Here is a 24,825-nt window from a genome sequence, read left to right as displayed (position 1 = left end):
TTTTGTGTTTGACGTCGATCGCCGTTTTTTTTGAATCCAGACCCCGCTGCGCTGCGTATCCAGATCAGCCGGAATCGTTCGGCTTGTCATCAACCCGCTAGGAGCATTCCATGATCTCGATTCAAAACACCCGCAAGCTGGCCTCGTTCGGCCTGGCCATCGTGATGTCGGCTGCCTCCGTGGCTGCCATGGCCGATGTGATGGTGGGCGGCGCACCCATGCTGCCGTCCAAGGACATCATCGACAACGCCGTCAACTCCAAGGACCACACCACCCTGGTCGCAGCCGTCAAGGCGGCGGGCCTGGTCGATACGCTCAAGGGCCCGGGTCCGTTCACCGTGTTCGCGCCCACCAATGCCGCCTTCGAGGCCCTGCCCGCAGGCACGGTGGACACCCTGCTCAAGCCCGAGAACAAGGGCACGCTGACCACCGTGCTGACCTACCACGTGGTGGCCGGCAAGTGGGATGCGGCGGCGCTGTCCAAGATGATCAAGGACGGCAAGGGCATGGCCAGCATCAAGACCGTCAGCGGCGGCACGCTGGTGGCCAAGTCCAGCGGCTCCAAGATCATGCTGACCGATGAAAAGGGCGGCACGGCCACGGTGACCATCCCCGACGTCTATCAGTCCAACGGCGTGATCCACGTGATCGACAAGGTGCTGCTGCCCAAGTGAGCGGCACAGGCAGCGAGCGGGCCGGCCACTGACCGCCGTGGTCAGTGGCCGGAGCCTTGCGCCTTCGCCATGCGCCTTGCGGGCGCTCCGCCGGAGGGCGCTCCGCCATAGGTCGATCCCGCATAGATGGCCGCCAGCGTCAGCGCCATGCCGGCCAGCGCCATCGGCGTGGGCCGGGCGGTGAAGAACAGCACGTCGATGGCATAGGTGCCTATGGGCTCGGCCAGCAGGATGAGGCCGGCCAGCGAGGCCTTCACATGCGGCACGGCCGTGCTCACCATGAGCCAGGCCACGCCCTGCACCAGCAGGCCGTACAGCAGCAGCGTGCCGAAATCGGCCGCACTGGCAATGGCCAGCGATTCGCCCTCCAGCCACGCGGCTGCCAGCAGGCAGGGCGCGGCGGCGGCGCACAGCACGGCCATGTTGACGGCCGGGTGCGTGGCGTGCGGCGGGGTCTGCCCCTTCTTGATGAAGACCACGCACAGCGCATAGGCCGCCGCCGAGGCCAGGCCCAGGGCCACGCCCAGCCAGTGCTCGGACGCCGAATCCGGGCCTGAGGCCACGGGCAGGCCCGCACCCGACACCATGAGGATACCGGTGGCCGCCAGCACCAGCGCCACGAAGTAGACGACCGTGATCCGCTCGCGGAACACCGCCCAGGCCAGCCCCGCCAGAAAGAACGACTGGCAGTTGGTCAGGATGGCGCCCAGGCCCGGCCCCACCATCCGTATGCTCTTGTGCCACCAGTACAGGTCCAGCGCCAGCGCGGCGCCGGCCAGGCAGGCGTACAGCAGGGCCTGGCGCGTCATGCGCCAGCGCAGGCCGCGCCACAGGGCAAAGCCGGCCAGCCCCAGGCCGCCCAGCAGCATGCGGTAAAAGCCCATGGCGCTGGTGCCCATGCTGCTGAAAGCCACGGCCACGCCGGACAGGCTCAGGATCAGCCCGCCCACGGCCAGCAGCGCCAGGTAGCTTGTCTTTCCGTTCATGCGCATGGCCCCGTCACGCTTGCCGGTCGGCGGCATCGCGCCGCCGGTATTCGAGCTGGCGTGCCGTCTCGGCCGCGATCTCCGCGCCCAGCAGGCGCTCCACCAGGTGCAGGGCCATGTCGATGCCCGCCGCAAACCCGCCCGAGGTGACGATGGCGCCCTCATCGATCCACAGCCTGTCGGCGCTCACGCGGGCAGCTGGCGCAATGGCGCGCAGGTCTTCCGTGTCCTCGAAGTGCGTGGTGGCCTCGCGCTGGTCCAGGAGCCCTGCCCGCCCCAGCAGGAAGGAGCCCACGCAGACGGAGCCCGTCACCTCGCTGCTGCCGGCCACCTGCCGCAGCCAGGCGGCGACCTCGGGCGCGGCCAGTTCGGCCTGCAGGGCGCCGCCGGCCACGATCACCAGGTCCAGCGGGGGATGGTCCTGCAGGCTGGCCTGCGCCTGGATGCCCACGCCTTCGCGCGTGCGCACGGCGGCGCCGCTGCGGCTGATCACCACGGGCTGAAACGGGGGCAAGGCCGCCAGCCCGCGCCGCACGGCCACGCGCGCGGCCACGTCGAACACTTGCAAAGGCCCTGCAAACTCCAGCAGCACCACGCCATCAAAGACGAAAAATCCAACGGTCCGTGTCTTCATCCACCACTCCTGTCTGTCGAGGAGTGGCAGCTTAGGCAGGCCGCAGCGCGCGGTCTTGGACGGAATTGATCAGGCCGGGCCGCTCAAGGCCGCTCAGGGCCGCATGGCCTGGCGGTACTGCGAAGGCGCCACGCCATGCGCGCGGCGGAACCAGTTGGAGAAATGGCTCTGGTCGTAGAAGCCCAGCGACAGTGCCACCTCGCTCAGCGCCAGCGTGCCGCGCAGCAGGCCGCGGGCGCTTTCGGCGCGGCGGGCCTGGTGGTAGGCATGGGGCGTGATGCCGTAGCGGCGGCTGAAGCTGCGGATGGCGTGCTCGGGACTGAGCCCGCAGACGGCGGCCAGCCGCGCGGCGCCCAGCTCCTGGTCCGCATGGGCGTCGATGAACTCGCGCAGCAGCGCCGCGCTGGCGCCATCGGGCGCATGCGGCCGGCCGGGGCTGTGCACCACGCGGCGCAGCAGCGCCAGCAGGGCCTCGTCGGCGGCCAGGCCGTCCTGCGGGCCTTGCAGCAACTGCCGGGCGCAGGCCCGGGTCTGCGGGTCGCGCAGGCTGACGGCGTCGAACCAGCCATCGCGCACGCCCAGCAGCGCGTGCATGCGGGCGGGCTCGACATGCAGCATGTCGTAGGTCCAGCCCTGCTCGCCGCCCGGGCGCCCGTCGTGGATCTCGCCAGCGTTGAACAACGCGATATCGCCACCCGTGAACTCGCGCTCGGCGCCCCGGCTCCAGCACAGCTCGCGCCCGCCGTGGATGACGGCAATGCCCATGGTGTCGTGGAAGTGGCGCGGATAGCGGTGCTGCACGGCATGGCCGCTGAGAATCTCCACGCCGCCCAGCGCGCAGTGGCGGCGGTAGGTCAGGGCGCGTTGCGGGCGCTTGCCGGGTAGGGGCGCGGCCATGGCCGGTCTCAATCCGCGCCGGGGGCCGCTGCCGGCGTCCTGGCCTGCGCGGCCAGCTTGGACAGCCGCCAGCGCGTCAGGTCGTCCGCGCCGGGGCCGGCCTCCACGCGCAGCTCGGAAAAAGGCACGCTCTGGCCCGATTCCTCCTCCACCAGCGCCAGCCGCAGGGGCGTGCCTGACTGCGCACGCACAAAGCGCATGGGCGGCTGGGCCTGCTGCTGCAGGCGCCACCGGTCGCCGACCTGGGCCAGCGCCTGGATCACCAGGGACAGGTCGCGGCCCTTGGGCGTGAGCAGGTACTCGTAGCGGTCCGGGCCGCTTTGGTAGAGGCGGCGCTCGACCAGGCCGGTCTGCTCCAGCTGGCGCAGGCGGTCGGTCAGCGTGGCATTGGTGATGTCCGTGGACTTTCTCAGGTCGTCATAGCGGCTCAGGCCCAGCATCAGGTCGCGCAGCACCAGCATGGCCCAGCGGTCGCCTACGGCCTCCAGCGCGGTGGCGATCGAGCAGGCCATGCCCTCGAAGCTCTTGGATCGCATGGGGTTTCCCTTGTGTGTTCGCGGTTGTCGCAGGCCTGGAGTGTCTCAGCAAAACGCAAGCCCGGCCCGCAAAGGTGGATTGCGCGCTTGTAACTCTAATGATTGGAGTTTATATTTGGAGCCACTATCAACCACGGCTTTTCAAGCAAGGACCTCCTTCATGAGCACGCATCAAGGCACCGCCATCGTCACTGGCGCCTCATCCGGCATTGGCGCCGTCTACGCAGACCGCCTGGCCGCCAGGGGCCATTCCCTGATCCTGGTGGCCCGCCGCGAGGACCGGCTGCAGGCGCTGGCGCAGCGGCTGCGCAGCGCGCATGGCCGCGAGGTGGAGGTAGTGGCCGCCGACCTGGCTGACGCCGCCGGCCTGCAGCGCGTGGCGGCGCTGCTGTCGGGTGAGCGTGACATCCGCATGCTGGTGAACTGCGCCGGCCTGGGAGCCCTGGGCCCGGCCGCCCAGGTGGATGCGGGCGAGGTCGATCGCATGGTCATGGTCAACATCCATGCGCTGACGCGGCTGTCGCTGGCGGCGGCGCGGCTGTTCGCCACGCGCGGCCGGGGCACGCTGATCAACATCGGCTCCATCCTGGCCGTGATGCCGGTGCCGGGCGCCTCCAGCTACGGCGCCTCCAAGGCCTATGTGCTGAACTTCACGCGCTCGCTGCAGGCCGAGCTCGCTTCCAGCGGCGTCATGGTGCAGGCGGTGATGCCCAGCCTGGTGCACTCCGAATTCTTCGGCGGCAAGCCCGCGCCGTTTCCCGCGCACCTGTTCATGTCGCCCGAGTCCTTGGTGGATACGGCCCTGGTCGCACTCGACCAGGGCGAGGCCATCTGCTTTCCCACGCTGGGCAGCACGACCGCCTGGCTGGACTTTGACCAATCGCGCGCCAATCTCGTCAAGGCGCTGACGCTCAGCGGCGTGCCGGCAGCGCGCTACCAGGGCGCGGATGCAGGCCAGCCCGCCTGACGGCCCGCCGTGTCGCCAGCCCGGATTTCCCGAAACCTCCTCTTTTTTGCACCCGGAGAAAACCATGCCCCTGTGGAAGATCTACCACCCCGAAAACGCCTTCAGCGATGAAGACAAACAGGCCATCGCCCAGCGCATCACGGCCGTCTACTGCGACCTGCCGCGCTTTTACGTGGGCGTGGTGTTCGAGGCCGTCGCGCGCACTTCGTTCTTCATCGGCGGCGAGCCTGCGGATGATTTCGTGCGCATCTCCGTGGACCACATCGCGCGGCAGATACGCGACGAGGAGACCAAGACACGGTTCCTCGAAGGCGTGCGGCGGCAGCTGTCCCCCTTCATCGCCGACCGTGGCCTGCGCTGGGAGATGCATGTGGACGAGACGCCCTTCAGCCTGTGGAGCATCCAGGGCCTGCGCCCGCCCGTGCCGGGCACGCCCGAGGGCGAGAAATGGCGCCTGGACAATCGGCCTGCCGCCTACTGAGAGGCTTGCGGGGGCGGGACAGGGGACAGGCCCCGTGGCCTTTCCACCTCCGGCCCTTGCACCTCAGGCGCTTGCACCTCCGGCCCTTGCACCTCCGGCCCTTGCACCTTTCCCCATGCACATTCGTCCCGCACACATCGAAGACGCCGAAGAGATCAGCGCGCTGGTCTCCAGCGTGTCGCACCTCTTCACCCTGGACTCCGGCAGCCAGGGCGCGCAGGAATTCCTGAAGGCCCTGGGGCCGCAGGCGCTCCAGGCCTACCTGCAGGACCCCCGCTACCTCTTCATCGTTGCCAGGCAGGGCGATGCCCTGGCAGGCATGGCGGCCCTGCGTGACGGGCGCCATCTGTTCCATCTGTTCGTTGGCCTGCCGTTCCAGCGGCAGGGATTGGCCAGGCGGCTATGGCAGGCGCTGCAGCCTGCCATCCACCCGGACGCCGGCAGCGTCACCGTCAACTCCACGCCGTTTGCCGTACCCGCCTACGAAAGGCTGGGTTTTCGGGCCACCAGTGCGCCGCTGGAGAAGAATGGCGTGGCCTTCGTACCCATGCAGATCGCCTTGGCCGCGCCCGTGGGCCAGCCTCAGCGCAGCGACAGCCCCGCCGACTGGATCGCCCGGGCGTAGCGCGGGCGCTCGCTTTGCAGGCTCTGGCCCAGGTCGGCCGGTGAGCCGCCCGCCACCTTGAAGCCCATGTGCTCCAGCTGCGCGCGCACATCGGGGGCCTGCAGCACGGTCTGCAGGTCGCGGTTGATCTTGGCGACGATGGGCGCGGGCGTGCCGGCCGGCGCGAAGTAGCCCTGCCAGCTTTCCACCGAGAAGCCGGGCACGCCGGCCTCGGCCATGGTGGGTACCTGGGGCAGGGCGTCGGAGCGGTAGGGCGTGGTCACGGCCAGGGCGCGCAGCTTGCCGGCGCGCACGTACTCGGTCACGGCGGCCAGCGTGATCAGCGTGGCGTCGGTATGGCCGCCCAGCACGTCCAGCGAGGCGGGGCCACCGCCCGGGTAGGGGATGTAGTTGACCTTGGCGCCCGTCTCCTGCGTGAGGATTTCATGCGCCACATGGGCAATGCCGCCATTGCCGGGCAGGCCCAGGCTGATGCTTTGCGGCTTGGCCTTGGCGCGGGCCAGGTAGTCGCCCAGCGTGTTCAGGCCCGTGGCGGGGTTGACCACCAGCACCTGCGGATTGACCACGGCCTTGATGATGGGCGTGAAGGCCTTTTGCGTGTCGTAGGGCAACTGGGCGAACAGCAGGCCGTTGAGCGTGAGGCCCTCGCCCTGCTGCAGCAGGGTGTAGCCGTCGGGCGCGGCCTTGGCCACCTTGGCCGCGCCGATGGTGCCGCTGGCCCCGGCCACGTTCTCCACCACCACCGACTGGCCCCACAGCGCGGCCAGCTTGTCGGCCAGCGTGCGCGTGAGCTTGTCGGCGCTGCCCCCGGGCGCCACGGGCACGATGATGCGCACCGGCTTGTTCGGAAAGCTGTCGGCCGAGGCCAGGGCCGCAGGCGCGTGCAGGGCCAGGGCGGAGAACAGGGGAAGCAGCAGTGCGCGCAGCGCAGACGGGGTGCGGATCATGGGAGTGCCGGAGTGCAGAGAGTCGATGCCCGCAGTCTGGGAGGCTCCTGGCGCGGCGTGAACTAAGCATTGCGGCTATGCATATGCGGCTGCCGCACAACGTGCGTCACGCTTGCGCCACGCATGCGCGCGCAGTGCCCAAAGCTCATATCCATATCTGCAATGCGTCGTTGGCGCCGGGGCGGGAGAGGCCTAACTTCGTGTCCTCCCGCGAACGTCCTCCCAGGCACTCCCATGACACAGACCCATCTCTCCATCGACTTCAGCGGCAGCGACGTGGCCAGCCGCCGCGCAGCCGCCATCACCGGCTTCATCGCCACGGCCCGGCGCCTGCTCCCCGATCCCGAGCGGGCCACGCCCGAGCAACTGCAGGCCGTGGCCCGCGAGCTGGAGGCGCTGGGCCTGCAGCGCGAACTGTTCCCGCATGCGCACTTCCCCGTCTCGGCCAGCAACCCGGCCCAGGTCTACCGCCTCAGCGAAGACCTGGGCGGGCGCTATGCGCTGTACCTGTCCACCGGCCTGCCGGGCAAGTCCCAGCCGCCGCATGACCACACCACCTGGGCCATCATCGCGGGCGTCGAAGGCGTGGAGCGCAACGTGTTCTTCACACGCGGCAAGACCGACGACCCGCTGCGCGACACCCTGGCGGTGGGGCGCAGCGTCGATGTGGGCAGCGGAACCTCGGTAGTGCTCACGCCCACCGACGTGCACACCATCGAGCTGATCGGCGAGGAACCCGGCCTGCACCTGCACTTCTACGGGCGCGGCCTGGAGCGCATGCCCGAGCGCGTGGTCTTCGAGAGCCTGGAGGGCGGCACGTTCCGCACCTTCGGCCCGCCCAAGTCGATTCGCCATGCGCTGGTCACGCCCGCCGCGCTGCGGCAGGCCCTGGCCGACGGCGAGGAAATCGCCGTGCTCGACGTGCGCGAGGCCGGTGTCTTCGCGCACCGCCACATCCTGTTCGCGGCGCCGGCCCCGGCCTGGCGGCTGGAGCAGCTCATCGACCGCCTGGTGCCGCGCCGGGGAACGCGCATCGTGCTGGTGGATGGCGACGGCACGCTGGCCCATGAAGCCGCCGCCAAGCTGGTGCGCCTGGGCTGGCCCAACGTCTCCGTGCTCGAAGGCGGCACCGAAGGCTGGGCGGCCGAAGGGCTGGAAATCTTCAGCGGCACCAACGTGCCCAGCAAGGCCTTCGGCGAAGTCATCGAGCATGAAAAGCACACGCCCTGGATCACCTCGGACGAACTGGGCGCGCGCGTGCAGCGCGGCGACAACATCGTCGTCGTCGACAGCCGCACGCCCGAGGAATTCGCGGCCTTCAGCCTGCCCTTTGCCCTGAGCGTGCCGGGGGCCGAACTGGTCTACCGCATCGGCGAAATCGCCCCGGACCCGCACACCCTGGTCGTCGTCAACTGCGCGGGCCGCACGCGCTCCATCGCGGGCGCGCAGACCCTGATCGACGCCGGCATTCCCAACCAGGTCGTCTCGCTGCGCAACGGCACCATGGACTGGCTGCTCACCGGCCGCAGGCTGGCCCATGGCCGCCGCACCCCGCTGCCCGAGCCCGGCGCCGTCGCCCTGGCCACGGCACGCGAACGCGCAGCCAGCGTGGCACAGCGCGCGGGCGTGCAATCCATTGATGCGGCCGAACTGGCCCGCTTCGAGTCCGAAGCCACCGAACGCACGCTCTACCGCTTCGACGTGCGCACCCGCGAGGAATACCAGGCCGGCCACCTGCCCGGCTGGCGCTGGGCGCCGGGCGGCCAACTCGTGCAGGCCACCGACGAATACGCGGCCACGCGCGGCGCACGCATCGTGCTGGCCGACTGGGACGGCGTGCGCGCCCTCACCACCGGCGCCTGGCTGGCCCAGCTGGGCTGGGAAGTCTTCACCTACGTTCCGCCCGCGCTGGCCACCCTGGAGGTCGGTGCCGAACCCGTGCGCGTGCTCGCCTCCCACGCGCCTGCGCCCCAGCTGTCCGTGCAGCAGGCGCAGGAACTGCTGGGCGAAGGCCGCGCCATCGTCTTCGACGTGGACAGCCGGCCCGCCTTCGAGAAGCAGCACATCGCCGGTGCGCGCTTTGCCGTGCCTGATCGTCTGCCCTCCTTCGTGCAGGCCCTGCCGCCGGCCCAGGTCGTGGTGCTGACCTCGCCGGACGGCGTGCTGGCGCGCAGCGTGGCGGCCGAACTGGCGGCGCGCACTGGGCGCGATGTGCGTTCCGTCGTCGGTGGCACTTCTGCCTGGGCTGCTGCCGGGCTGCCGCTGGGGCAGGGGGATGCGGATGTGCTGACGGGGGATGATGACCAGTGGTACAGCCCTTATGCGCATCGGGATCTGGGGTTGAGGGATGCGGGGTTTCGGGCTTATCTGGATTGGGAGTTGGGGTTGGTTGAGCAGTTGGAGCGGGATGGGTGGGCTTCTGGGATTCGGCTGGTGCCTGCTGTTTGAGTCTGGCTCGGGGTCTGCTTTTTGTCCCTGCCGGGTGGTTGTTTTTCGAGGCCGGGTTTCGGCCCGGCGGCCGACTCCCTTTCTTATCGCGCGATAAGAAAGGAAGCAAAGAAGCGCGCCCCAAACTGCCCACGACCCCTGCGCTGCGCTCCGGGGCGACCTGCGTTGGGCGGGATGCGGGGTGTGCCGCAGAACTCGCTTTGCGCTTCGCGCGCCGCTCAAACAACTGCGGCAAGTCAGATGACGAAGCAAGCCTGTCCTTCGGCAGGCTTGCCACCCCGCATCCCGCCCAACGCAGGCGTGGGCAGAAGGGGGGAGGCTGGGGAACAGCCAACAGCCAACAGCCAACAGCCAACAGCCAACAGCCAACAGCCAACAGCCAACAGCCGGCGCCATCACTGCGTTCGGCTTCAAACCAGGGGCCGAGCGAAGCGAAGGCCCGGGCAAACTCCCCGTATGTCAGCGCCTGCGGCGTGGTGGTTGCGGGGTTGCAGTCCTGCCGAAGGACAGGACTGCTTCGTGATCTGACTCGCCGTGATGTTTGAACGTAGCGCGCAGCGCGAAGAGAGTTTCACGGCGAACCCCGCAACCGCCACGACGCAGGTTGCCCCGCAGCGAAGCGAAGGGGTCGCGGACATTCGGGTCGCCTTTGCTTTGCCTACTTTCCTTTGGCGAAACAAAGGAAAGTAGGTCGGCCGCCGGGCCGAGACCCGGCCTCGAAAAGAACCCCCCCGGCAGGGTCAGAACCAGCAAGCGCAGCACCACGCAGCAAACGCAGCGCACGCAGCAAACGCAGCAGAGCCCAAAAAATCTCAGGCAGCCAACCTGAACCGCTCCACCACCACCCCAAACCCCCTCTCCAGATCCGCAATCAAATCCAAAGGATCCTCCAGCCCCACATGCAGCCGCACCACAGGCGCAGTCCCCGTCCACACACTGTGCTCCCGCAACCGCTCAGGCTGCGCCACCAGCGCCAGGCTCTCATACCCGCCCCAGGAAGCACCCTGCGCAAACTGCTGCAACGAGTCAACGAACACGGCGCCGGCACCGGCGTCCACCCCTTCGGCAAACGCGAATGACACCAGCCCGCTGGCCCCGCTGAAGTCCCGCTTCCACAGCGCATGGCCGGGATCGGAGGGCAGGGCCGGGTAGAAGACGCGGCCGACCTGGGGCTGCTGCTCCAGCCACTGGGCGATTTCGGTGGCGTGGCGCTGGTGCTGGGCCAGGCGCACGGGCAGGGTGCGCAGGCCGCGCAGTGCCAGGTAGGCGTCGTCGGCGCCTATGGTCAGGCCCAGGGCCTCGTAGGCGGTGGATATCTTTTTGGACAGCGCGGGGCCGTCGGTGATGACGATGCCCTGCATCACGTCGGAGTGGCCGGCGATGTACTTGGTCGCGGCCTGGATGGAGAGGTTGGCGCCGTGCTCCAGGGGCTGGTAGAACCAGCCGCCGCTCCAGGTGTTGTCGGTGGCCACGGCAATGCCGTGCCGGCGCGCCACGGCGGCCAGGGCGGGCAGGTCCAGCACCTCGTAGAGCAGGGAGCTGGGCGATTCCAGGTAGACCAGGCGGGTGTTGGGGCGGATCTTGCCGGCCAGATCGTCGCGCGAGGGCGAGAAGTACTCCAGCGTGATGCCCAGGCGCTGCAGCAAGGTGGCGTCCACGCGGCGCACGGGCGAGTAGACGCTGTCGGCCACCAGGGCATGGTCGCCGGGCGATAGCAGGGCGATGAGCACCAGGGTGATGGCGGACAGGCCCGAGGGCGTGAGAAAGGCACGGTGCCCGCCCTCCAGCGCGACCACGGCGTCTTCCAGCGCGCGGTGCGTGTCCAGGCCGTGGCGGCCGTAGGAGGCCAAACGCTCGCCGGCCTCGCGGCGGTGGTGCAGGTCGGCGTAGGCGGCGCTGTCGGCAAAGCGCACGGTGCTGGTGCGCACCACGGGCACGTTGACGGGGCCGGAGCCGCCCTGCAGCTGCGGCGTGCCTGCGTGCAGCAGGCGGGTCGACGGGCCCAGCGGCCGGTGCTTGTCTTGGGGGGTGCTCATGCCACGGCCTCGCTGGGACGGAAGTAGGCGGCGTTGTAGTTCTTGACTTCGCCGGTGTCGGGGTCGATGGCCACGCGGCCGCTCAGGGTTTCCAGCGGCTGGCCGTAGAGATGGAAGTGCAGCGTGGGCTGCTCGCCCACGACGGCAATGCTGTGGATGTCATCGGGCAGGAAGGCGATGGAGGCGCCCGGCTGCACGGTGAATTCGCGCGCCAGGTGGATGCTGGCGCGTGCGGGGTCGCTGCGGTCGTCCGTGCGCTCGTAGAGTCGGTTGAGCTCCTGGCCTTCGACGGCAACGATCACGGCCCAGGTCGTGTGGTTGTGCGGGGCCGTGGTCTTGCCGGGGTTGATGGAGTTCAGGTAAAGGGCCAGGCCCGCATCGCCATCGACCGGGTTGAGGCGGTAGCGCGTGGAGGCACCCACGCCCTCGGTCTGCGCGGGCGGGGGGAAGTCCGAGCGGCTGAACAAGGCCTTGTGCGCGGCCAGCTGCTCCAGGCGTGCGGTGATGGCCGACAGGGTGCTGCGGTCGGGCGCGCCGGCCTGCAGCAGCTGGCGCACGTCGGCCAGGGCAGCGTCCACGGCCTGGCGGCGCCGGGCGGCGGCGTCTGTATGGGTGCCTGTATCTGCGCCTGTGCCGGCCGGGGTTTCAGTCGTTGTTTCTGCGGTCATGGGGTGTGCTCCTGGAGGTGGGGGATCAAAGGGCAAAGCGCAGGCTGTTGAAGGGCAGCGGCGCTGTGGCCGGTGTGGCCGGGGCGGCTGGCGCAGGCCTGGGCCGGGCGCCATCGCCCAGGGCGCGCTGCAGGAATTCGCGCGTGCGCTCGCTGCGCGGGCTGCCGAAGATCTGGGCGGCCGGGCCGTGCTCGACAATGCGGCCGGCCTCGGTGAAATAGACCTGGTCGCTGACCTCTTCGGCAAAACGCATTTCGTGCGTGACCAGCACGCAGGTCATGCCGTCCCTGACCAGGTCGCGGATCACGGTCAGCACCTCGCCCACGGTCTCGGGGTCCAGGGCCGAGGTCACTTCGTCGAACAAAATCAGCTCGGGCCGCATGGCCAGGGCACGCGCAATGGCCACGCGCTGCTGCTGGCCGCCGGACAGCTCGCCGGGGTAGGCGGATTCCTTGTGGTCCAGGCGCACCTTCTGCAGCAGGGCGCGGGCCTCGCGCTCGGCCGTGGCGCGGTCGCGGCCGACCACGCGCGTGGGGGCGATGACCAGGTTCTCCAGCACCGACAGATGGGGGAACAGGTTGTACTGCTGGAAGACGAAGCCCACGCGCTTGCGCAGGGCGATCAGCTCGGCCTCGGTGCGCAGCTGATCCACGCGCGTGCCCGCCACCGAGATGGCGCCGCGCTGGGGCCGCAGCAGGCCGGTGATGCAGCGCAGGATGGTGGACTTGCCCGAGCCCGAGGGCCCGATGATGGTCACCGCCTCGCCGCGCCGCACCTGCACGTCGATGCCCTTGAGCACCTGGTTGTCGCCAAAGGACAGGTGCACATCCTGCAGGTGGACCAGGGCGGGCGCCGTGCCGGACTCTGCCGAGGCGGCACTATGCACCGCTTGGGTGACGTGGTGTGTGCCAGCGCTGCCCGACTCAGGGACGCCAAGCAAGGGCCGCCCCGCAGCGAAGGTGTCGTCCCCCTCCCGCGAAGCGAGAGAGGGGGAAGCGGCGAAGCCGCTCAGGGGGAGCGTTTCAGTGATTTTCATGGCGTCGCTCCAGGGCGCGGGTGGCGCGGGCAATCGGATAGCAATAGGCGAAAAACAGCGCGAGCAGCGTGAAGTACACAAGGATGGTGAAGTCCGTGCGTGCCACGGTGTTGCTGGCGATCTGGGCGGTGTCTACCACGTCGTGCACGCCCACCAGTGAGGCCAGCGAGGTGCTCATGGTGATGCTGGCGTAGAGGTTCATCCACGGCGGCAGCATGCGGCGCACGCACTGCGGCAGCACGATGAGGCGGAAGATCTCGCTGCGGCGAAAGGCCAGCGACTGGGCCGCCTCCCACTGCGCGCTGGGAATGGACTGGATGGCGCCCCGGAAGATCTCGGCCACGTTGGCGCTGGTGGGCAGGGCCAGGCCCAGCACCACCTTGACCCAGTCGGGGAACGGAAAGGTCCAGCCCACCAGCTTCAGCTCGAACGGGAACACATAGGTGGTGAAGTAGATGAGCACCAGGATGGGCGCATTGCGAAACAGCTGCACGTACCAGCGCACGCCCGTGCGCACGGCCGGCGTGGGCGACAGCGACAGGGCGCCCAGCACCAGGCCGGCCACGGTGCCGATGGCCACGGCCAGCACGCTGATCTCGATGTTGACCAGGAGGCCGCGCAGCAGCGCGGGCAGCCATTTCCACAGGTGCACGAAGGCAGGCGGGGCGCTGTCCGTGGCGGCCCAGCAGGCGCACAGGGCCAGCAGTGCGGCGCCTGCGATCAGCCAGGGGCTGCGCGCCGCGCGCAGCAGGGCGGCGGGCAGCGGACGGGGCGCGCCGCCGGTGTTCAGGGTGGCTTCATTGGCCATAGCCGGGCATCCTCAGGTGTTGTTCCAGCCAGCGGCCCGCCAGGCTGACCAGCCAGGTCAGCAGGCCGAACCACAGCAGGATGAGCAGCAGCAGCTCCAGCACGTTGTCGCGCTGCGACCAGATCATGATGGACTCGTAGGTCACATCGCCCACGGCAATGGCCGAGGCCACGGCCGTCATCTTCACCAGGTCCACCAGGTTGTTGGTCAGCGAGGGCAGGGCAAAGCGCACGGCCAGCGGCAGCTGCACGCGCACCAGCAGCTGGCGCTGCGAAAAGCCCAGCGAGCGCGCGGCCTCCAGCGTGGTGGCGGGCACGGCCTCGATGCCGGCGCGCAGCGCCTCGGCATGGAACACGCCCTTGTGCAGCGAGACCACGATCACCACCCAGACAAAGGGCGTGAGCGGGTTGTTGCCCGCGCCCCAGTCGCGCAGCTGCTGGGTGATCAGCATGTTGAGCACCAGGAAGGCGCAGTACAGCTGCACCAGCGTGGGCGTGTTGCGCGTGACCTCCACAAAGGCGCGCGCGGGCCGTGCCAGCCAGGCGCGGCCCGAGGTCAGGGCCGCCGCCAGCGCCACGCCGGCCGCCAGGCTGCCGGCAATGGTCAGCAGGGCCAGCTGCACGGTCACGAACATGCCGCGCACAAAGGCCTGGCGCTCGGACACGTCCAGCACGAAGGCGTAGTTCAGGCCAAGGACCTTGAGCGCTTGCACGCCCTGGGCAAGCAGGCTGTCGTTCATGGCACGGCCTCCAGGGCGGCCGGCTGTGCATGCGCTTGCGCTTGCGCAGCGGGGTCTTTCAGCGCGGCCACGGCGCGTGCGATGCGGGCCGTGGCCTCGGCCAGCACCTCGTCGCTGGCGGCCGTGGAGATGCGGAAGTACGGCGACAGGCCGTAGGCCCCGCCATCCACGGCAGCCACGCCTTCGGACTCCAGCAGCCATTCGGTCAGGTCGGTGTCGCTGGCGATGGGCTGGCCGTCCGGGCGCAGGTGGCCTATCAGCGCGCCGCAGTGCACAAAGGCAAAGAACGATCCGCCCGGCGGCAGCAGGGCCAGGCCCGGCACCTGGGCCAGCGCCTGGGTGACCCGTTGCGCGCGCCGCGCATAGGCGTTGCGGGCCTGCTGCACAAAGCTCTGGTCGGGCGATTGCAGCGCCGCCGCGGCTGCGGCCTGGGCCACGGAATTGGGCCCTGACGAGGCCTGCGACTGGATCACCACCATGGCCTGCACCAGCGCGGCCGGGCCTGCGCCCCAGCCGATGCGCCAGCCGGTCATGGCATAGGTCTTGGAGACGCCGTTGACCAGCAGCGTGCGCTCGCGCAGGTCGGGGGCCACCGCCAGCCAGTGCGCGGGGGCCTGGGGCGTGAACCAGATGTGCTCGTACAGCTCGTCCAGCAGCACCAGCACCTGCGGGTGCTGGCGCAGCACCTGGGCCAGGGCGGCCAGCTCCTCGCGGCTGTAGACGGCGCCCGAGGGGTTGCCCGGCGTGTTCAGCACCAGCCAGCGCGTGCGCGGCGTGATGGCGGCCTGCAGCACGGCTGGCGTGAGCTTGAAGCCCTGCTCAATGCCGCAGTCCACGATGACCGGCGTGCCGTCGTTCACGCGCACGATGTCGGGAAACGAAGGCCAGTACGGCGCGGGCACGATGACCTCGTCGCCCGCATCCAGCGTGGCCGCCAGCGCGTTGTAGATCACCTGCTTGCCGCCGTTGCTGACGATGATCTGCCCGGCGTCGAAGTCCAGCCCGTTCTCGCGCCGGTACTTGGCGCTGATGGCCTGGCGCAGCGCGGCCGTGCCGGGCGTGGGCGTGTACTTGGTTTCGCCACGGGCCAGGGCCGCGATGGCGGCCTGCTTGATGGGCTCGGGCGTGTCGAAATCGGGCTCGCCCGTGGTCAGCGCAATAATGTCGCGGCCCTGGCGGGCCAGGGCCGTGGCCCGCGCGCTGGCCGCGGCATTGGGCGAGAGCCTGACGCGCTGCACGCGCTGCGAAAGGGGAAAGGGCGTGGTCATGGCGTGGTGCCTTCCTGTAATGCGGCGGCTGGCGTTGGAGAAACCTGCGGCAAGTCGTGCGGCAAATCGTGCGGCAAATCGTCCGGCAGGGCTTGCAGCACCTTGCCGGGATTGAGCAGGCCCAGCGGGTCGAAGGCCTGCTTGATACGCCGCATGAGCTGCAGCTCCACGGCGCTCTTGTAGCGGGGCAGAAGGTCGCGCTTGGTCTGGCCCACGCCGTGCTCGGCGCTGATGGAGCCGCCATGGGCGTGCACGCTGTCGTGCACCACCTCGTGGATGGCGTCTTCCTGGGCAAACAGTTGCGCGGGCGTGCTGTCCGGCGCGTGCGACACGTTGTAGTGCAGGTTGCCGTCGCCCAGGTGCCCGAAGGCCACGGGCCGCACGGCGCCAAAGCGCGCCTGCAGCAGCGCGGCCGTGGCCGCAAGAAAGTCGGGGATGCGCGAGATGGGCACCGACACGTCGTGCTTGATGTTGCGGCCGTCGCGCCGCTGGGCCTCGCCCAGGGCCTGGTCGCGCAGCCGCCACAGGGCCTGGCTTTGCTGCAGGCTCTCGGCAATGGCGGCATCGGTGACCAGGCCGTCCTCGAAGGCCTGGCCCACCACGCACTCGAAGCGCTGGCGCGCATGGTCCTCGCCCTCGCTGTCGGACAGCTCGATCAGCGCAAACCAGGGCGCCTTGACCGCCAGCGGTATCGGCTGCTCGGGCACATGGCGGGCTATCAGGCCCAGGGCCGTGTCCGACATCAGCTCGAACGCCGTCAGGCTGGCGCCGAAGCCCGCCCGCGCCTGGCTGAGGAAGGCCACCGCATCGCGTATGCAGCCAAAGGCCAGCAGGGCCGTGTGCTGGGCGCGGGGCAGCGGATGCAGGCGCAGCGTGGCCGCCGTGATGATGCCCAGCGTGCCTTCGCTGCCCACGTACAGGTCGCGCAGCGCATAGCCGGTGTTGTCCTTGCGCAGCCCGCGCAGGCCGTCCCAGATGTCGCCCTCGGCCGTCACCACTTCCAGGCCCAGCACCAGCTCGCGCGCGTTGCCGTAGCGCAGCACCTGGGTGCCGCCCGCGTTGGTGGACAGGTTGCCGCCAATGGTGCAGCTGCCCTCGGAGCCCAGGCTGAGGGGAAACAGCCGGTCCGCATCGCGCGCTGCCTGCTGCACATGGGCCAGCACGGCGCCGGCTTCCACGGTCAGGGTGTCGTTGTCGGTGTCGATGGCGCGCACGCGGTTCAGGCGCGCCAGCGACAGCAGGACGGCGTGGCCCGAGGCGTCGGGCGTGGCGCCGCCCATCAGCCCGGTGTTGCCGCCCTGGGCCACGATGGGCGTTCGGTGGGCGCGGCACAGGCGCACCAGCTGCGCCACCTGGGCCGTGTCGGCGGGCCGTGCCACGGCCAGGGCCTGGCCCGTGAGGCGGCCATGCTGGTCGGTCAGGTAGCCGGCCGCATCGGCACCCGTGAGCACATGGGCGTCGCCCAGGGCGTGGCGCAGCGCGGTGACCAGGTCGGCGGGGCCGGTGATGTGGCCGCTGGTGCTGGTGTTGGTGTTGGTGCTGGTGTGGGTGCTCATGCGGGCGCCTTCCTGAACTTGTCGTGCAGCTGGTGCAGCAGCGGCGTGGGCGTCATGCCGTTGCGCTGCTCCACCTCGATCAGCCAGCCCGTGCGGTGCCAGTCCTGCACGATGCGGTCGATGGCCGCCTGCGTGTCGGACTCGCCCTTGCGCAGCCAGATCACCGAGGGCGAGGGAATGATGTCGGCGGGCGAGACGATCTCGTAGTCCTTCCAGTCCGCATTGCTGGCCACGAGTTCGCGCAGTGTGGGGCTGACATGCACGGCGGCCGCGCAGTTGCCGCCCTTGAGGGCCAGCAGCGACTCGGGCTGGCCCCGGAAGGCCTTGATCTGGGCGCCGTATTGATCGGCCAGCGGCTTGGTGAAATTGCTGCCCTGCGACACGCACACGGGCTTGCCGCGCAGGTCGTCCCACTGGCGCACGCCGCTGCTCTTCTTGGCGATGGCGGCGCCGCCGACTTCCTCGAACGGCGTGGGCACGAAGGACAGGATCTCGCTGCGCTCCTGTGTCCACTGCATGTTGGCGATCAGGATGTCCACCTTGCCCTGCTGCAGGAACTGCACGCGGTTGGACGGCTGGACCTGCACGGTCTCCACCCCCACGCCCAGGCCCTTGGCCACGCCTTCGGACAGCTGCACGTTGTAGCCCACGTGCCTTTGCGTGACGGGGTCGATGGTGCCGAACGGCGGCCCCGAAAGCATCACCCCCACCACGATCTTGCCGCGCTGCTTGATGCGGTCCAGCGTGGCGTCGGCATGGGCTGCCAGGGCCGTGAGGGCGAGCAGGGCCGCCAGTGCGGTGCGAGTCGGCTTCATGGCTTGGCTCCCTTGGCGGCGGCCTTGGTTGCCTGCGCATCGGCCTGTGCTGCCGCATACACCGCGAAGTCGTAGGGCGCGCGGTCGAACAGGCCCTTCAGCGCGTGTTCGTGGCGCTCGGCGATCCAGGTGTCGGGCACGCCGCTGGCGCGGGCCACCTTGAGCAGAAAGCCCGTGCGGTGCCAGTCCTGGATGGCCTTGTCCACGAAGGCCTGGGTGTCGGTCTCGCCGCGGCGCGTCCACACCACGGTGGGCGAGGGAATCAACTGGTCCTGCGTGCCCAGCTCGAAGTCCTTCCACTCGGCTGCATTCGGGCCGGTGAGCTTTTCATAAAGGGCGGGCTGGATATGGACCGAAGCCGCGCAGGTGCCGCCCTTGAGCGCCAGCAGCGACTCGGGAATGCCGCGCAGGCCCTTGACCACGGCGCCATAGCTCTCGGCCAGGGGCTTGGCGAAGTTGCTGCCCTGCGACACGCAGGCCACCTTGCCGCGCAGGTCTTCCCAGCGCTTGATGCCGCTGGCCTTGGCCACCAGGGCGCCGCCGCCGATCAGGTCGTAGGGCGTGGGCGCGAACGAGAGGATCTCGCTGCGCTCCTGCGTCCACTGGATGTTGGCGATCAACAGGTCCACCTTGCCGCTTTGCAGGAACTGCACGCGCGTGGAGGCGGTCACGGGAACCGTCTCCAGCGGCACGCCCAGGCGGCGCGCGATGTCGGCGGCCAGCTCGGTCTGGTAGCCGCCGGTCTTGCCGGTGGCGGGGTCCAGCACGCCGAACGGCGGGCTGGCGCCGTCGATGCCCACGGACAGCTTGCCGCGTTGCTTGATCTTGTCCAGCGTGGCATCGGCGTGGGCGGCACCGGCGCCCAGCAGCAGGGCCAGGGCGGCGGCAAGGGGGGAAAGAAGGCGGGGCATGCGTGAATCCATCAGGGAACGGAAGGCCCGGCCCCGTCTTGCGGGGCCTGGGCCTGGGTGGTCGAAAAAAAGCAGGGGTGGACCGCCGTGGCGGTCGGCGGTCAGCTGGCGGACTTGAACTTGGCCTGCAGCTCGGGCAGCAGCGGGTTGGCCGGCTCGATGCCCACGCGCTTTTCGGCGGCGATCAGCCAGCCCGTGCGGTGCCAGTCCTGCACCACCTTGTCCACGGCGGCGATGGTGTCGGCCTCGCCCTTGCGGGTCCAGACCACGGAAGGCGCGGGCAGCACCTCGCCGGCGATGGGGGCCGAGTACTGCGCCCATTCGGGGTTGCTGCGCAGCAGCGGGTAGATCAGCGTGCTGTCATGCACGGCGGCCACGCAGTTGCCGCCCTTGAGCGCCAACAGCGAGTCCGACGAGCTCTTGTAGCCATGCACCTGGGCGCCGTACTCGCTGGCCAGCGGCTTGGCAAAGCTGCTGCCCTGGGACACGCACACCGGCTTGCCGCGCAGGTCTTCCCACCTGGCGATGCCGCTGCCCTTGCGCACGGCGGCAATGCCGCCCACGCGGTAGAAGGGCGTGGGCGCGTAGCCCAGGGTCTCGGCACGGTCGGGGTTCAGCTCCATGGAGGCGATCAGCAGATCCACCTTGCCGGCCTGCAGAAACTGCACGCGCGTGGCGGTCTGCACCTGGACCAGCTCGGCCTCCACGCCCAGGCCCTTGGCCAGGGCGCGTGCCAGCTCGGGGTTCCAGCCCACCAGCTGCTGGGTGGACGGGTCGATGGAGCCGAAGGGCCCGCCATTGACCAGCACGCCAATGGTGACCTTGCCGCGCTGCTTGATCTTGTCCAGCGTGGCATCGGCCCGGGCCTGGGTGCAGGCCAGGGCCAGCGCGGCGGCGATGAAGGTCAGGGATGCGGAAAGGGTGGCGCGGGGCTGGCGGCGCAGGGTGGGGCTTGTGTGCATGGCGGGAGCGGGGCGGTCGGGACGAACGAAAGATGCGTACGCCCGCATCTTCTGGCCGCCCTTGACCCACGGCAACAAAGCTTTGGGAGCATGTTTATGCGCTTTGCGTCGCTGCATCAGGGTGATCACCAGGGAAATGTGGGCCCGAAGCAGGGCGGGTCGATGGTGTAATCGCGACGGCCGGGGTGCTGCGCCCACCGGCACCTCCCAGCGAGCCCTCTTCCATGCACCAAGCCCTAGCGTCCCTACTCGCCCCTCTCGCCTGCGCCGCCCTGCTGTGTGCCAGCCCCGTGGCCTGGGCCGCCAATCCCACCAGCTCGGGCAATTGCGAGGAAAGCTCCACCAACATGTCCGAGGTGCGCGCCTGCCTGCACGAGCAGAACGTGGCCATGGTCAAGGCCGCCTACGTCTCGCTGTCGCTCAAGCTCAAGGCCCGCATGCCCCAGGCGTCGGAAGAGCTGGAAGTGGCGCAGAGGAACTGGGTGCAGTACGCACGCAGTGCCTGCGAGTTCCTCTCTGAATTCAATTCCGCCAGCTTTGCCAAGGACGATGCCCGCGCCAATTGCTGGAGCGACTTCGCCCGCGCCCGCGCCAAACAGCTCAAGTCCTGGGAAATGCAGCTGGACAAGAAGCCCTGAGGGCGGGGACGCTGCTCACTGGTAGTTCAGCGTGAAGGTGGCCCTGCCATTGGCCTGCCCCGTCGTGACTGCCGCAGCGGTCTGCACGTATTTGGCAGTCAGCGGGATCTTGAACTGGGCAACGCCCTGGGCGATGGTTCCCGCACTCCATTGGTTGGTGTTGCCAGGCACGTTGGAGTCCGGGCCGTAGCCGAGAGCGGTGCCATCCTTCAGTATCTGTATGCCTATTCCGGTGGCAACCGGCTTGCCGCCTGACGTGGCCTGGCTCAAGGTCAGGACGGTGCTCTGATTGCTGGTGTCGTTGGCATCGGTGAGCGTGATGTGGGGACGCAGAACGCTTTCGGGCGCGCCGCCCTTGCATTCCAGCGTGATGTCGAAGTGCTGGGGGATGGAGGTGGATTGGAGGCCCGTGAATCGCAGGATGGGCACAGCGCCCATGGGTACGGAGATGGTCGAGGCGGCCACCGAGCAGGAGGGACCGACCACCACCCTGGTGCGGCCGGACAGGTTGACGTTTCCTGCGATGCAGCCGGGGCACTGGAATCGCATCTCGACGTTCATCCCGGAGCCCGTTAGGGTGCCAGCGGAAACGCTGCCGGTTTTCACCAGCTCGAACCAGACATCCTGGGGGTATGAGCTATTCCAGAAATAGCCCAGCGCGCCCGAATGATTTTCTGATTCGGTGGTAATGGGCATGGTTCTGCCATTGGGAGCGCTGGGGCCTCGCCATGTTGCCCACCAGCGGATTCCAATGCCGGGAATATTGGTGCCGTAGACATTATTGTATCCGGGCGTCTTGGTCCCGGATTGAACATTGGCGAATACAACGGCTTTGGAAACATCGTACTCGAATGCCGTGTTCAGCACTGCTTTAAGATTAAATACGGTTGCCGTAGACTTCCATAGCGTCGATCCGTTGGCGTAATTTCCGGGTACTGTTATTTCCTCGGGCAGTGAAATGCTGGAACTGGTGGGGGAGAATACGCCCCCGGCAAAGGCATTGGTGTTCATCGTTGCCGCTGAAAAAGCGATGAGAAATGGAAGGGCGATCAATGCAAGGCGGCGTACTCGCAAGACAAATGAGGGGATGCAAGAGAAATGCATGATACTGATTCGGTCCATTGCTGAAGTATGATTCTCGAAAATATCACGCAATAGTTTTATTGAACTTTTGAGTGAATAATGAGGGGCTGGAAATGAAAGCATCGAATCATTCGATGGGTGGCCTCTTTGGTATTTCGCACTCTACGCCGAAGATATGAGGTGATGCAATCAGACTGCTCTGAAAATGGAGCGTGGCTCAGTCAAAAGCCGCCCCATGCACGCCATTCGCAAAGAGCAAGGCGCGCGTGTCACGGAGCTCGGGTGCGAGGGCGGTCGCGCAGACAAGCCAGGTCCAGTCCGCTCGCGGCCCCGGCGGCTGTCGTGAGCGCGCCAGGCGGCTCAGTTGCTGAGAGGTGCGGTCGGAGAAGCGTCCCTGGCACCTCTGGCGGCTTGCCAGAGCGCATCGGCCAGGGCTGTGATCTCAGGGGCCAGGTGCAGGCGTTCCAGCCAGCGGTCCGCAATACCGCTGGCGCCGTGGAGGGCTCCGGCCAACTGGCCCGTGATGGCTGCCGTGGTGTCGGCGTCATCGCCCAGGTTGGCGGCCTGCAGTACCGCGCCTTCAAAGCTGTCATGCCTCGCAAAGCACCACAGGGCCGCCTCCAGGCTGTCCACCACGTAGCCGCTGCCGCGTATCTGTGCGGCCGGCTTGTCGCGATAGTCGCCACGGGCAATCTCCCGCAGGCGCGGGCTGGCGCCGTCTTGCAGAACGCCGCCCAGGTCCAGAACCTGCTGCCGGGGCAGTCCCTGCAGTGCCCGGCACAGCGCCACGGCGAACAGGCGGCAGGCCTGCAGGCATTCAGGTGCCGCATGGGTAGTGCGTGAGCTGAGTTCAGCCATGCGCTGCACCAGGTCCTCGTCAGGGCCGAAGAACATGGGCACGGGCGCCAGCCGCATCAGGGAGCCGTTGCCGGCCTGGTCCGGGTCGGGCGACCCGGCCAGCGGATCGCCGGTGGCCAGGAAGCGCTGGATGGCCGCCCTGGTGGCCATGCCGATGTCAAAGCAGTTGCCGGTGGAACTCCAGTAGCCCCATTCGTACCAGTTGGCATAGCGCGTCATCTGGTCCTGCGGGTCGCAGCCGCCGCGCTGGAGCAGGCTTTCGGCCAGGCACAGGGCCATGGAGGTGTCGTCGGTCCACTTGCCTGCGGGCAGCGAGAAGGGGCCGCCGCCCACCATGTCGGTCAGCGGCGCAAAGCTGCCGCGCGGCTGGAATTCCAGCGTGGTCCCCACGGCGTCGCCACAGGCCAGGCCCAGCAGGGCGCCACGGTATCGGTCCAGCGTGTCCATGGCCATGCCCGTGCTCGCGCTCATGGTCGGTCAGGAGCGGTGCTGCGCAGCCGCGCGCGCACCTGCATGAGGGCAAAGCCCAGCAGGTTCAGGCCCTGCCAGCGCGCGGGGTCGGTGGCGCGCACATCGTCGGCGGCCAGGCCGATGCCCCAGATGGCGTCCACGGGGCTGGCCTCCACCAGCACGCGGTCGCCCGTGTTCAGCAGATAGCGGGCCAGGGCCGGGTTCTGGGAGAACTTGGCCTCGTTGGCGCGCACCACGATGTCCATGCGCGCGGCCACCCAGGCCGCTTCATCGAAGCCCTGGATGCCACGCCCCAGCTTCTTGGCCTCGCCCGGCGTGCGGCAGCGCACGATGGCCGCGTGCGCCGCCTCGTCGCCAAACAGCCGTGCCTTGCCCGCCATCATGAAATGCTCGGCCGTGGGGTAGTGCTGGCCCTCGACCTCGAAGCCCGCCTCGAACCACTGGCTCATGCAGGTCTTGCCGATGGAGCCATCGGCCGCAGGCTGGTGGCCCCAGAACGGCAGGAAGCGCGGGGTGAGACCCTGGGCCATGGCGTGCTGGAGGTCTTGCAGGGAGGCGATGTGGTCTGTGGTTGTCATGGGCTGTCTCGTTGCCGTGTGTGCCGTTTCAGGAATGCGATGGAGCTTGCTGCAGCCACCACTGGCTGAAGGCCATCAGGTCTGCGTGCTGCGAGTGGGCGTGGACCAGGTCCGGCCCGGTGTTGGGCGTGCCGTTCGGGCCACGGCACACCAGGGCCGCGTGAATGCCCGGGCCAATGTCCCGGAGGTAGGGCAGATAGTCGTCCACGAAAGCGACCGGGCCGAGCCGCTGCAGGGCGTCTGCCTTGGGGCTGCGCAGGCCGGTGGTCCGGCCCGTGGCGATCACGCGGTCGATGGGAAAGCCGAGGTCGCGCAGGTTGCCCAGGCGGGCCTGTTCGAAGCGCGCCGCCAGGGCCGTCACGCAGACCAGTTCGTAGCCAGCGCCCTGCAGGTCGTGGCAGGCCTGCAAGGCATTGCCCAGCGCGGGAATGCTGCGCCAGAAGTCGTCGTCCATGCAGGCCCTGAACTGTTGCAGGCGCTCGCCGTCCAGCGCCTGCACGGCCCAGCGGTCCATGGCCCAGTAGGCATGGGGGTCGGCCTCGGCGGGGCGCTGGCCGAACGCGCGTTCCCAGGCTCCGGCATAGGCGCGGTTGTAGTCCAGCAGCACGCCATCGGCGTCAAGGGCAATGATGGGTTTCATCGTGTTCCTCTTCGGCTCGCACGCGCAGGTAGTGCGGTGCCACGCTGTCCGTGAGCCAGACGCCGTTGTCCGAGCGGTAGAACAGGCATCGGCATGCATGCGCGCCGCATCGATCTCCAGCAGCACCAACCGGCCATAGCGCTGGCCCACGGAGCGGGCCGTGGCCAGGTTGTCGGTCAGGTGCACGTGGTGGCGGTTGCGCCGGTCCAGGCCGGTGCGCAGGATGGAGTCCAGAAAGCGCGTGGCCGTGCCATGGTAGAGGCGCTGCGGCGGCACGCTGGCCTGCAGGCCCAGGTCGATCTGCACGGAATGCCCCTGGCTGGCGCGGATGCGCAGGCCGTCGGCGCTGATGGCAAAGCGCTGCTTGGGGCAGCTTTGCACCACCTCCATCAGCAGTGCGGGCGAGATGTTGCGGCCGGCCGCCTGGGCGCCGCGCAGCAATGCGTCTATGGAGACCCAGCCCTGGGCGTCGAGGGCGAGTCCGGCGCGGCCGGGGTTGTGGCGCAGGACCAGGCTCATGAATTTGCTGGTCGATGTCAGTGTGTTCTTGTTGTTCATACGGT

Annotated in this window: 25 protein-coding genes and 1 pseudogene; 6 read left to right on the top strand and 20 right to left on the bottom strand. The window is 68.9% G+C overall.

The genetic code is table 11. The features are described from left to right. The first annotated feature begins 110 nt into the window (after positions 1-110). On the top strand, positions 111-674 hold the full coding sequence (locus DACI_RS29240) for a fasciclin domain-containing protein (RefSeq protein WP_012207581.1): 564 nt from the start codon (positions 111-113) through the stop codon (positions 672-674). A gap of 41 nt (positions 675-715) precedes the next feature. Here the strand turns inward: DACI_RS29240 and DACI_RS29235 are convergent, their stop codons facing one another. The 4 genes from DACI_RS29235 to DACI_RS29220 all read right to left on the bottom strand — a co-directional run bounded on the left by DACI_RS29235 (position 716) and on the right by DACI_RS29220 (position 3,727). Continuing rightward, a complete protein-coding gene (locus DACI_RS29235) occupies positions 716-1,660 on the bottom strand; it encodes a DMT family transporter (RefSeq protein ID WP_099752836.1) in 945 nt (314 codons plus the stop codon). Between the two features lie 13 nt (positions 1,661-1,673). Beyond that, positions 1,674-2,294: a GlxA family transcriptional regulator gene (locus DACI_RS29230; RefSeq protein ID WP_012207579.1), complete on the bottom strand. Its 621-nt coding sequence runs from the start codon at positions 2,292-2,294 to the stop codon at positions 1,674-1,676. Positions 2,295-2,387: 93 nt separating this feature from the next. Next, positions 2,388-3,191: a helix-turn-helix domain-containing protein gene (locus DACI_RS29225; protein WP_012207578.1), complete on the bottom strand. Its 804-nt coding sequence runs from the start codon at positions 3,189-3,191 to the stop codon at positions 2,388-2,390. Positions 3,192-3,199: 8 nt separating this feature from the next. Beyond that, on the bottom strand, positions 3,200-3,727 hold the full coding sequence (locus DACI_RS29220) for a winged helix-turn-helix transcriptional regulator (protein ID WP_012207577.1): 528 nt from the start codon (positions 3,725-3,727) through the stop codon (positions 3,200-3,202). A 160-nt stretch (positions 3,728-3,887) separates the two neighbouring features. Here DACI_RS29220 and DACI_RS29215 point away from each other — a divergent pair, with 160 nt between their 5' ends. The 3 genes from DACI_RS29215 to DACI_RS29205 all read left to right on the top strand — a co-directional run bounded on the left by DACI_RS29215 (position 3,888) and on the right by DACI_RS29205 (position 5,800). Beyond that, positions 3,888-4,694, top strand: a complete 807-nt coding sequence (locus DACI_RS29215) for an SDR family NAD(P)-dependent oxidoreductase (protein WP_012207576.1) — start codon at positions 3,888-3,890, stop codon at positions 4,692-4,694. 64 nt (positions 4,695-4,758) lie between these two features. Then, entirely contained in the window at positions 4,759-5,175 is a 417-nt protein-coding gene (locus DACI_RS29210) for a tautomerase family protein (protein WP_043782948.1), read from the top strand. 115 nt (positions 5,176-5,290) lie between these two features. Beyond that, a complete protein-coding gene (locus tag DACI_RS29205; RefSeq protein WP_012207574.1) occupies positions 5,291-5,800 on the top strand; it encodes a GNAT family N-acetyltransferase in 510 nt (169 codons plus the stop codon). Here the strand turns inward: DACI_RS29205 and DACI_RS29200 are convergent. Continuing rightward, positions 5,758-6,747, bottom strand: coding sequence for a tripartite tricarboxylate transporter substrate binding protein (locus DACI_RS29200; protein WP_012207573.1), 990 nt, complete (start codon positions 6,745-6,747; stop codon positions 5,758-5,760). The two genes, DACI_RS29205 and DACI_RS29200, sit on opposite strands and share 43 nt — an antisense overlap. 234 nt (positions 6,748-6,981) lie before the next feature. Here DACI_RS29200 and DACI_RS29195 point away from each other — a divergent pair, with 234 nt between their 5' ends. Then, entirely contained in the window at positions 6,982-9,195 is a 2,214-nt protein-coding gene (locus DACI_RS29195) for a rhodanese-like domain-containing protein (protein ID WP_043782946.1), read from the top strand. Between the two features lie 812 nt (positions 9,196-10,007). Here DACI_RS29195 and metC read toward each other — a convergent pair. From metC to DACI_RS29145, 10 genes are all read right to left on the bottom strand, one after another. Next, positions 10,008-11,231 carry a cystathionine beta-lyase gene (metC, locus tag DACI_RS29190; RefSeq protein WP_012207571.1) on the bottom strand — a complete coding sequence of 408 codons (1,224 nt, stop codon included), beginning with the start codon at positions 11,229-11,231 and terminating at the stop codon, positions 10,008-10,010. After that, positions 11,228-11,899: a cysteine dioxygenase family protein gene (locus DACI_RS29185; RefSeq protein WP_012207570.1), complete on the bottom strand. Its 672-nt coding sequence runs from the start codon at positions 11,897-11,899 to the stop codon at positions 11,228-11,230. Before DACI_RS29185 ends, metC begins: the two co-directional genes overlap by 4 nt. Before the next feature lie 25 nt (positions 11,900-11,924). Next, complete coding sequence (locus DACI_RS29180) at positions 11,925-12,935, bottom strand: amino acid ABC transporter ATP-binding protein (RefSeq protein WP_012207569.1); 1,011 nt, start codon at positions 12,933-12,935, stop codon at positions 11,925-11,927. Then, the gene (locus tag DACI_RS29175) at positions 12,922-13,743 is read right to left on the bottom strand and encodes an amino acid ABC transporter permease (protein ID WP_012207568.1); all 822 of its coding nucleotides are present in this window, start codon (positions 13,741-13,743) and stop codon (positions 12,922-12,924) included. Before DACI_RS29175 ends, DACI_RS29180 begins: the two co-directional genes overlap by 14 nt. Then, positions 13,733-14,482, bottom strand: coding sequence for an amino acid ABC transporter permease (locus tag DACI_RS29170; RefSeq protein ID WP_012207567.1), 750 nt, complete (start codon positions 14,480-14,482; stop codon positions 13,733-13,735). The genes DACI_RS29175 and DACI_RS29170 overlap by 11 nt, the downstream gene beginning before the upstream one ends. Further along, positions 14,479-15,750: an aminotransferase class I/II-fold pyridoxal phosphate-dependent enzyme gene (locus DACI_RS29165; RefSeq protein WP_012207566.1), complete on the bottom strand. Its 1,272-nt coding sequence runs from the start codon at positions 15,748-15,750 to the stop codon at positions 14,479-14,481. Before DACI_RS29165 ends, DACI_RS29170 begins: the two co-directional genes overlap by 4 nt. Further along, positions 15,747-17,306 (bottom strand): FAD-binding oxidoreductase, encoded by a 1,560-nt coding sequence (locus DACI_RS29160; protein WP_012207565.1) that lies wholly within the window; start codon positions 17,304-17,306, stop codon positions 15,747-15,749. Before DACI_RS29160 ends, DACI_RS29165 begins: the two co-directional genes overlap by 4 nt. Further along, positions 17,303-18,121 carry a transporter substrate-binding domain-containing protein gene (locus DACI_RS29155; RefSeq protein WP_012207564.1) on the bottom strand — a complete coding sequence of 273 codons (819 nt, stop codon included), beginning with the start codon at positions 18,119-18,121 and terminating at the stop codon, positions 17,303-17,305. The genes DACI_RS29160 and DACI_RS29155 overlap by 4 nt, the downstream gene beginning before the upstream one ends. Beyond that, on the bottom strand, positions 18,118-19,032 hold the full coding sequence (locus DACI_RS29150) for a transporter substrate-binding domain-containing protein (protein WP_043783718.1): 915 nt from the start codon (positions 19,030-19,032) through the stop codon (positions 18,118-18,120). Before DACI_RS29150 ends, DACI_RS29155 begins: the two co-directional genes overlap by 4 nt. A gap of 101 nt (positions 19,033-19,133) precedes the next feature. Then, the gene (locus DACI_RS29145; RefSeq protein WP_012207562.1) at positions 19,134-19,994 is read right to left on the bottom strand and encodes a transporter substrate-binding domain-containing protein; all 861 of its coding nucleotides are present in this window, start codon (positions 19,992-19,994) and stop codon (positions 19,134-19,136) included. 224 nt (positions 19,995-20,218) lie between these two features. On the opposite strand from DACI_RS29145, the gene DACI_RS29140 reads away from it, so the two are divergent. Then, entirely contained in the window at positions 20,219-20,632 is a 414-nt protein-coding gene (locus tag DACI_RS29140) for a lysozyme inhibitor LprI family protein (RefSeq protein ID WP_012207561.1), read from the top strand. 15 nt (positions 20,633-20,647) lie between these two features. Here the strand turns inward: DACI_RS29140 and DACI_RS29135 are convergent, their stop codons facing one another. The 5 genes and pseudogenes from DACI_RS29135 to DACI_RS29115 form a co-directional block, all read right to left on the bottom strand. Beyond that, entirely contained in the window at positions 20,648-21,754 is a 1,107-nt protein-coding gene (locus tag DACI_RS29135) for a fimbrial protein (protein ID WP_225971010.1), read from the bottom strand. Positions 21,755-22,075: 321 nt separating this feature from the next. After that, positions 22,076-23,044 carry an ADP-ribosylglycohydrolase family protein gene (locus DACI_RS29130; RefSeq protein ID WP_012207559.1) on the bottom strand — a complete coding sequence of 323 codons (969 nt, stop codon included), beginning with the start codon at positions 23,042-23,044 and terminating at the stop codon, positions 22,076-22,078. Then, positions 23,041-23,622, bottom strand: a complete 582-nt coding sequence (locus DACI_RS29125; RefSeq protein ID WP_012207558.1) for an NADAR family protein — start codon at positions 23,620-23,622, stop codon at positions 23,041-23,043. The genes DACI_RS29130 and DACI_RS29125 overlap by 4 nt, the downstream gene beginning before the upstream one ends. Positions 23,623-23,650: 28 nt before the next feature. Then, positions 23,651-24,262, bottom strand: coding sequence for an HAD family hydrolase (locus tag DACI_RS29120; protein WP_043782941.1), 612 nt, complete (start codon positions 24,260-24,262; stop codon positions 23,651-23,653). Beyond that, positions 24,240-24,820, bottom strand: a pseudogene (locus tag DACI_RS29115) (RNA 2'-phosphotransferase). The gene DACI_RS29120 and the pseudogene DACI_RS29115 overlap by 23 nt, the downstream one beginning before the upstream one ends. Between the last annotated feature and the right edge of the window lie 5 nt (positions 24,821-24,825).

The organism is Delftia acidovorans SPH-1, from assembly GCF_000018665.1.
In the GTDB taxonomy this organism is placed as follows: Bacteria; Pseudomonadota; Gammaproteobacteria; order Burkholderiales; family Burkholderiaceae_C; genus Comamonas; species Comamonas acidovorans.
This window is presented reverse-complemented; position numbering and strand designations above follow the sequence as displayed.

What these genes read in the sequence shown, in the direction of transcription:
- DACI_RS29240 (WP_012207581.1), top strand. Translation starts at nt 111, where the DNA reads ATGATCTCGATTCAAAACACCCGCAAGCTGGCCTCGTTCGGCCTGGCC.
- DACI_RS29235 (WP_099752836.1), bottom strand. Translation starts at nt 1,660, where the DNA reads ATGAACGGAAAGACAAGCTACCTGGCGCTGCTGGCCGTGGGCGGGCTG.
- DACI_RS29230 (WP_012207579.1), bottom strand. Translation starts at nt 2,294, where the DNA reads ATGAAGACACGGACCGTTGGATTTTTCGTCTTTGATGGCGTGGTGCTG.
- DACI_RS29225 (WP_012207578.1), bottom strand. Translation starts at nt 3,191, where the DNA reads ATGGCCGCGCCCCTACCCGGCAAGCGCCCGCAACGCGCCCTGACCTAC.
- DACI_RS29220 (WP_012207577.1), bottom strand. Translation starts at nt 3,727, where the DNA reads ATGCGATCCAAGAGCTTCGAGGGCATGGCCTGCTCGATCGCCACCGCG.
- DACI_RS29215 (WP_012207576.1), top strand. Translation starts at nt 3,888, where the DNA reads ATGAGCACGCATCAAGGCACCGCCATCGTCACTGGCGCCTCATCCGGC.
- DACI_RS29210 (WP_043782948.1), top strand. Translation starts at nt 4,759, where the DNA reads ATGCCCCTGTGGAAGATCTACCACCCCGAAAACGCCTTCAGCGATGAA.
- DACI_RS29205 (WP_012207574.1), top strand. Translation starts at nt 5,291, where the DNA reads ATGCACATTCGTCCCGCACACATCGAAGACGCCGAAGAGATCAGCGCG.
- DACI_RS29200 (WP_012207573.1), bottom strand. Translation starts at nt 6,747, where the DNA reads ATGATCCGCACCCCGTCTGCGCTGCGCGCACTGCTGCTTCCCCTGTTC.
- DACI_RS29195 (WP_043782946.1), top strand. Translation starts at nt 6,982, where the DNA reads ATGACACAGACCCATCTCTCCATCGACTTCAGCGGCAGCGACGTGGCC.
- metC (WP_012207571.1), bottom strand. Translation starts at nt 11,231, where the DNA reads ATGAGCACCCCCCAAGACAAGCACCGGCCGCTGGGCCCGTCGACCCGC.
- DACI_RS29185 (WP_012207570.1), bottom strand. Translation starts at nt 11,899, where the DNA reads ATGACCGCAGAAACAACGACTGAAACCCCGGCCGGCACAGGCGCAGAT.
- DACI_RS29180 (WP_012207569.1), bottom strand. Translation starts at nt 12,935, where the DNA reads ATGAAAATCACTGAAACGCTCCCCCTGAGCGGCTTCGCCGCTTCCCCC.
- DACI_RS29175 (WP_012207568.1), bottom strand. Translation starts at nt 13,743, where the DNA reads ATGGCCAATGAAGCCACCCTGAACACCGGCGGCGCGCCCCGTCCGCTG.
- DACI_RS29170 (WP_012207567.1), bottom strand. Translation starts at nt 14,482, where the DNA reads ATGAACGACAGCCTGCTTGCCCAGGGCGTGCAAGCGCTCAAGGTCCTT.
- DACI_RS29165 (WP_012207566.1), bottom strand. Translation starts at nt 15,750, where the DNA reads ATGACCACGCCCTTTCCCCTTTCGCAGCGCGTGCAGCGCGTCAGGCTC.
- DACI_RS29160 (WP_012207565.1), bottom strand. Translation starts at nt 17,306, where the DNA reads ATGAGCACCCACACCAGCACCAACACCAACACCAGCACCAGCGGCCAC.
- DACI_RS29155 (WP_012207564.1), bottom strand. Translation starts at nt 18,121, where the DNA reads ATGAAGCCGACTCGCACCGCACTGGCGGCCCTGCTCGCCCTCACGGCC.
- DACI_RS29150 (WP_043783718.1), bottom strand. Translation starts at nt 19,032, where the DNA reads ATGCCCCGCCTTCTTTCCCCCCTTGCCGCCGCCCTGGCCCTGCTGCTG.
- DACI_RS29145 (WP_012207562.1), bottom strand. Translation starts at nt 19,994, where the DNA reads ATGCACACAAGCCCCACCCTGCGCCGCCAGCCCCGCGCCACCCTTTCC.
- DACI_RS29140 (WP_012207561.1), top strand. Translation starts at nt 20,219, where the DNA reads ATGCACCAAGCCCTAGCGTCCCTACTCGCCCCTCTCGCCTGCGCCGCC.
- DACI_RS29135 (WP_225971010.1), bottom strand. Translation starts at nt 21,754, where the DNA reads ATGGACCGAATCAGTATCATGCATTTCTCTTGCATCCCCTCATTTGTC.
- DACI_RS29130 (WP_012207559.1), bottom strand. Translation starts at nt 23,044, where the DNA reads ATGAGCGCGAGCACGGGCATGGCCATGGACACGCTGGACCGATACCGT.
- DACI_RS29125 (WP_012207558.1), bottom strand. Translation starts at nt 23,622, where the DNA reads ATGACAACCACAGACCACATCGCCTCCCTGCAAGACCTCCAGCACGCC.
- DACI_RS29120 (WP_043782941.1), bottom strand. Translation starts at nt 24,262, where the DNA reads ATGAAACCCATCATTGCCCTTGACGCCGATGGCGTGCTGCTGGACTAC.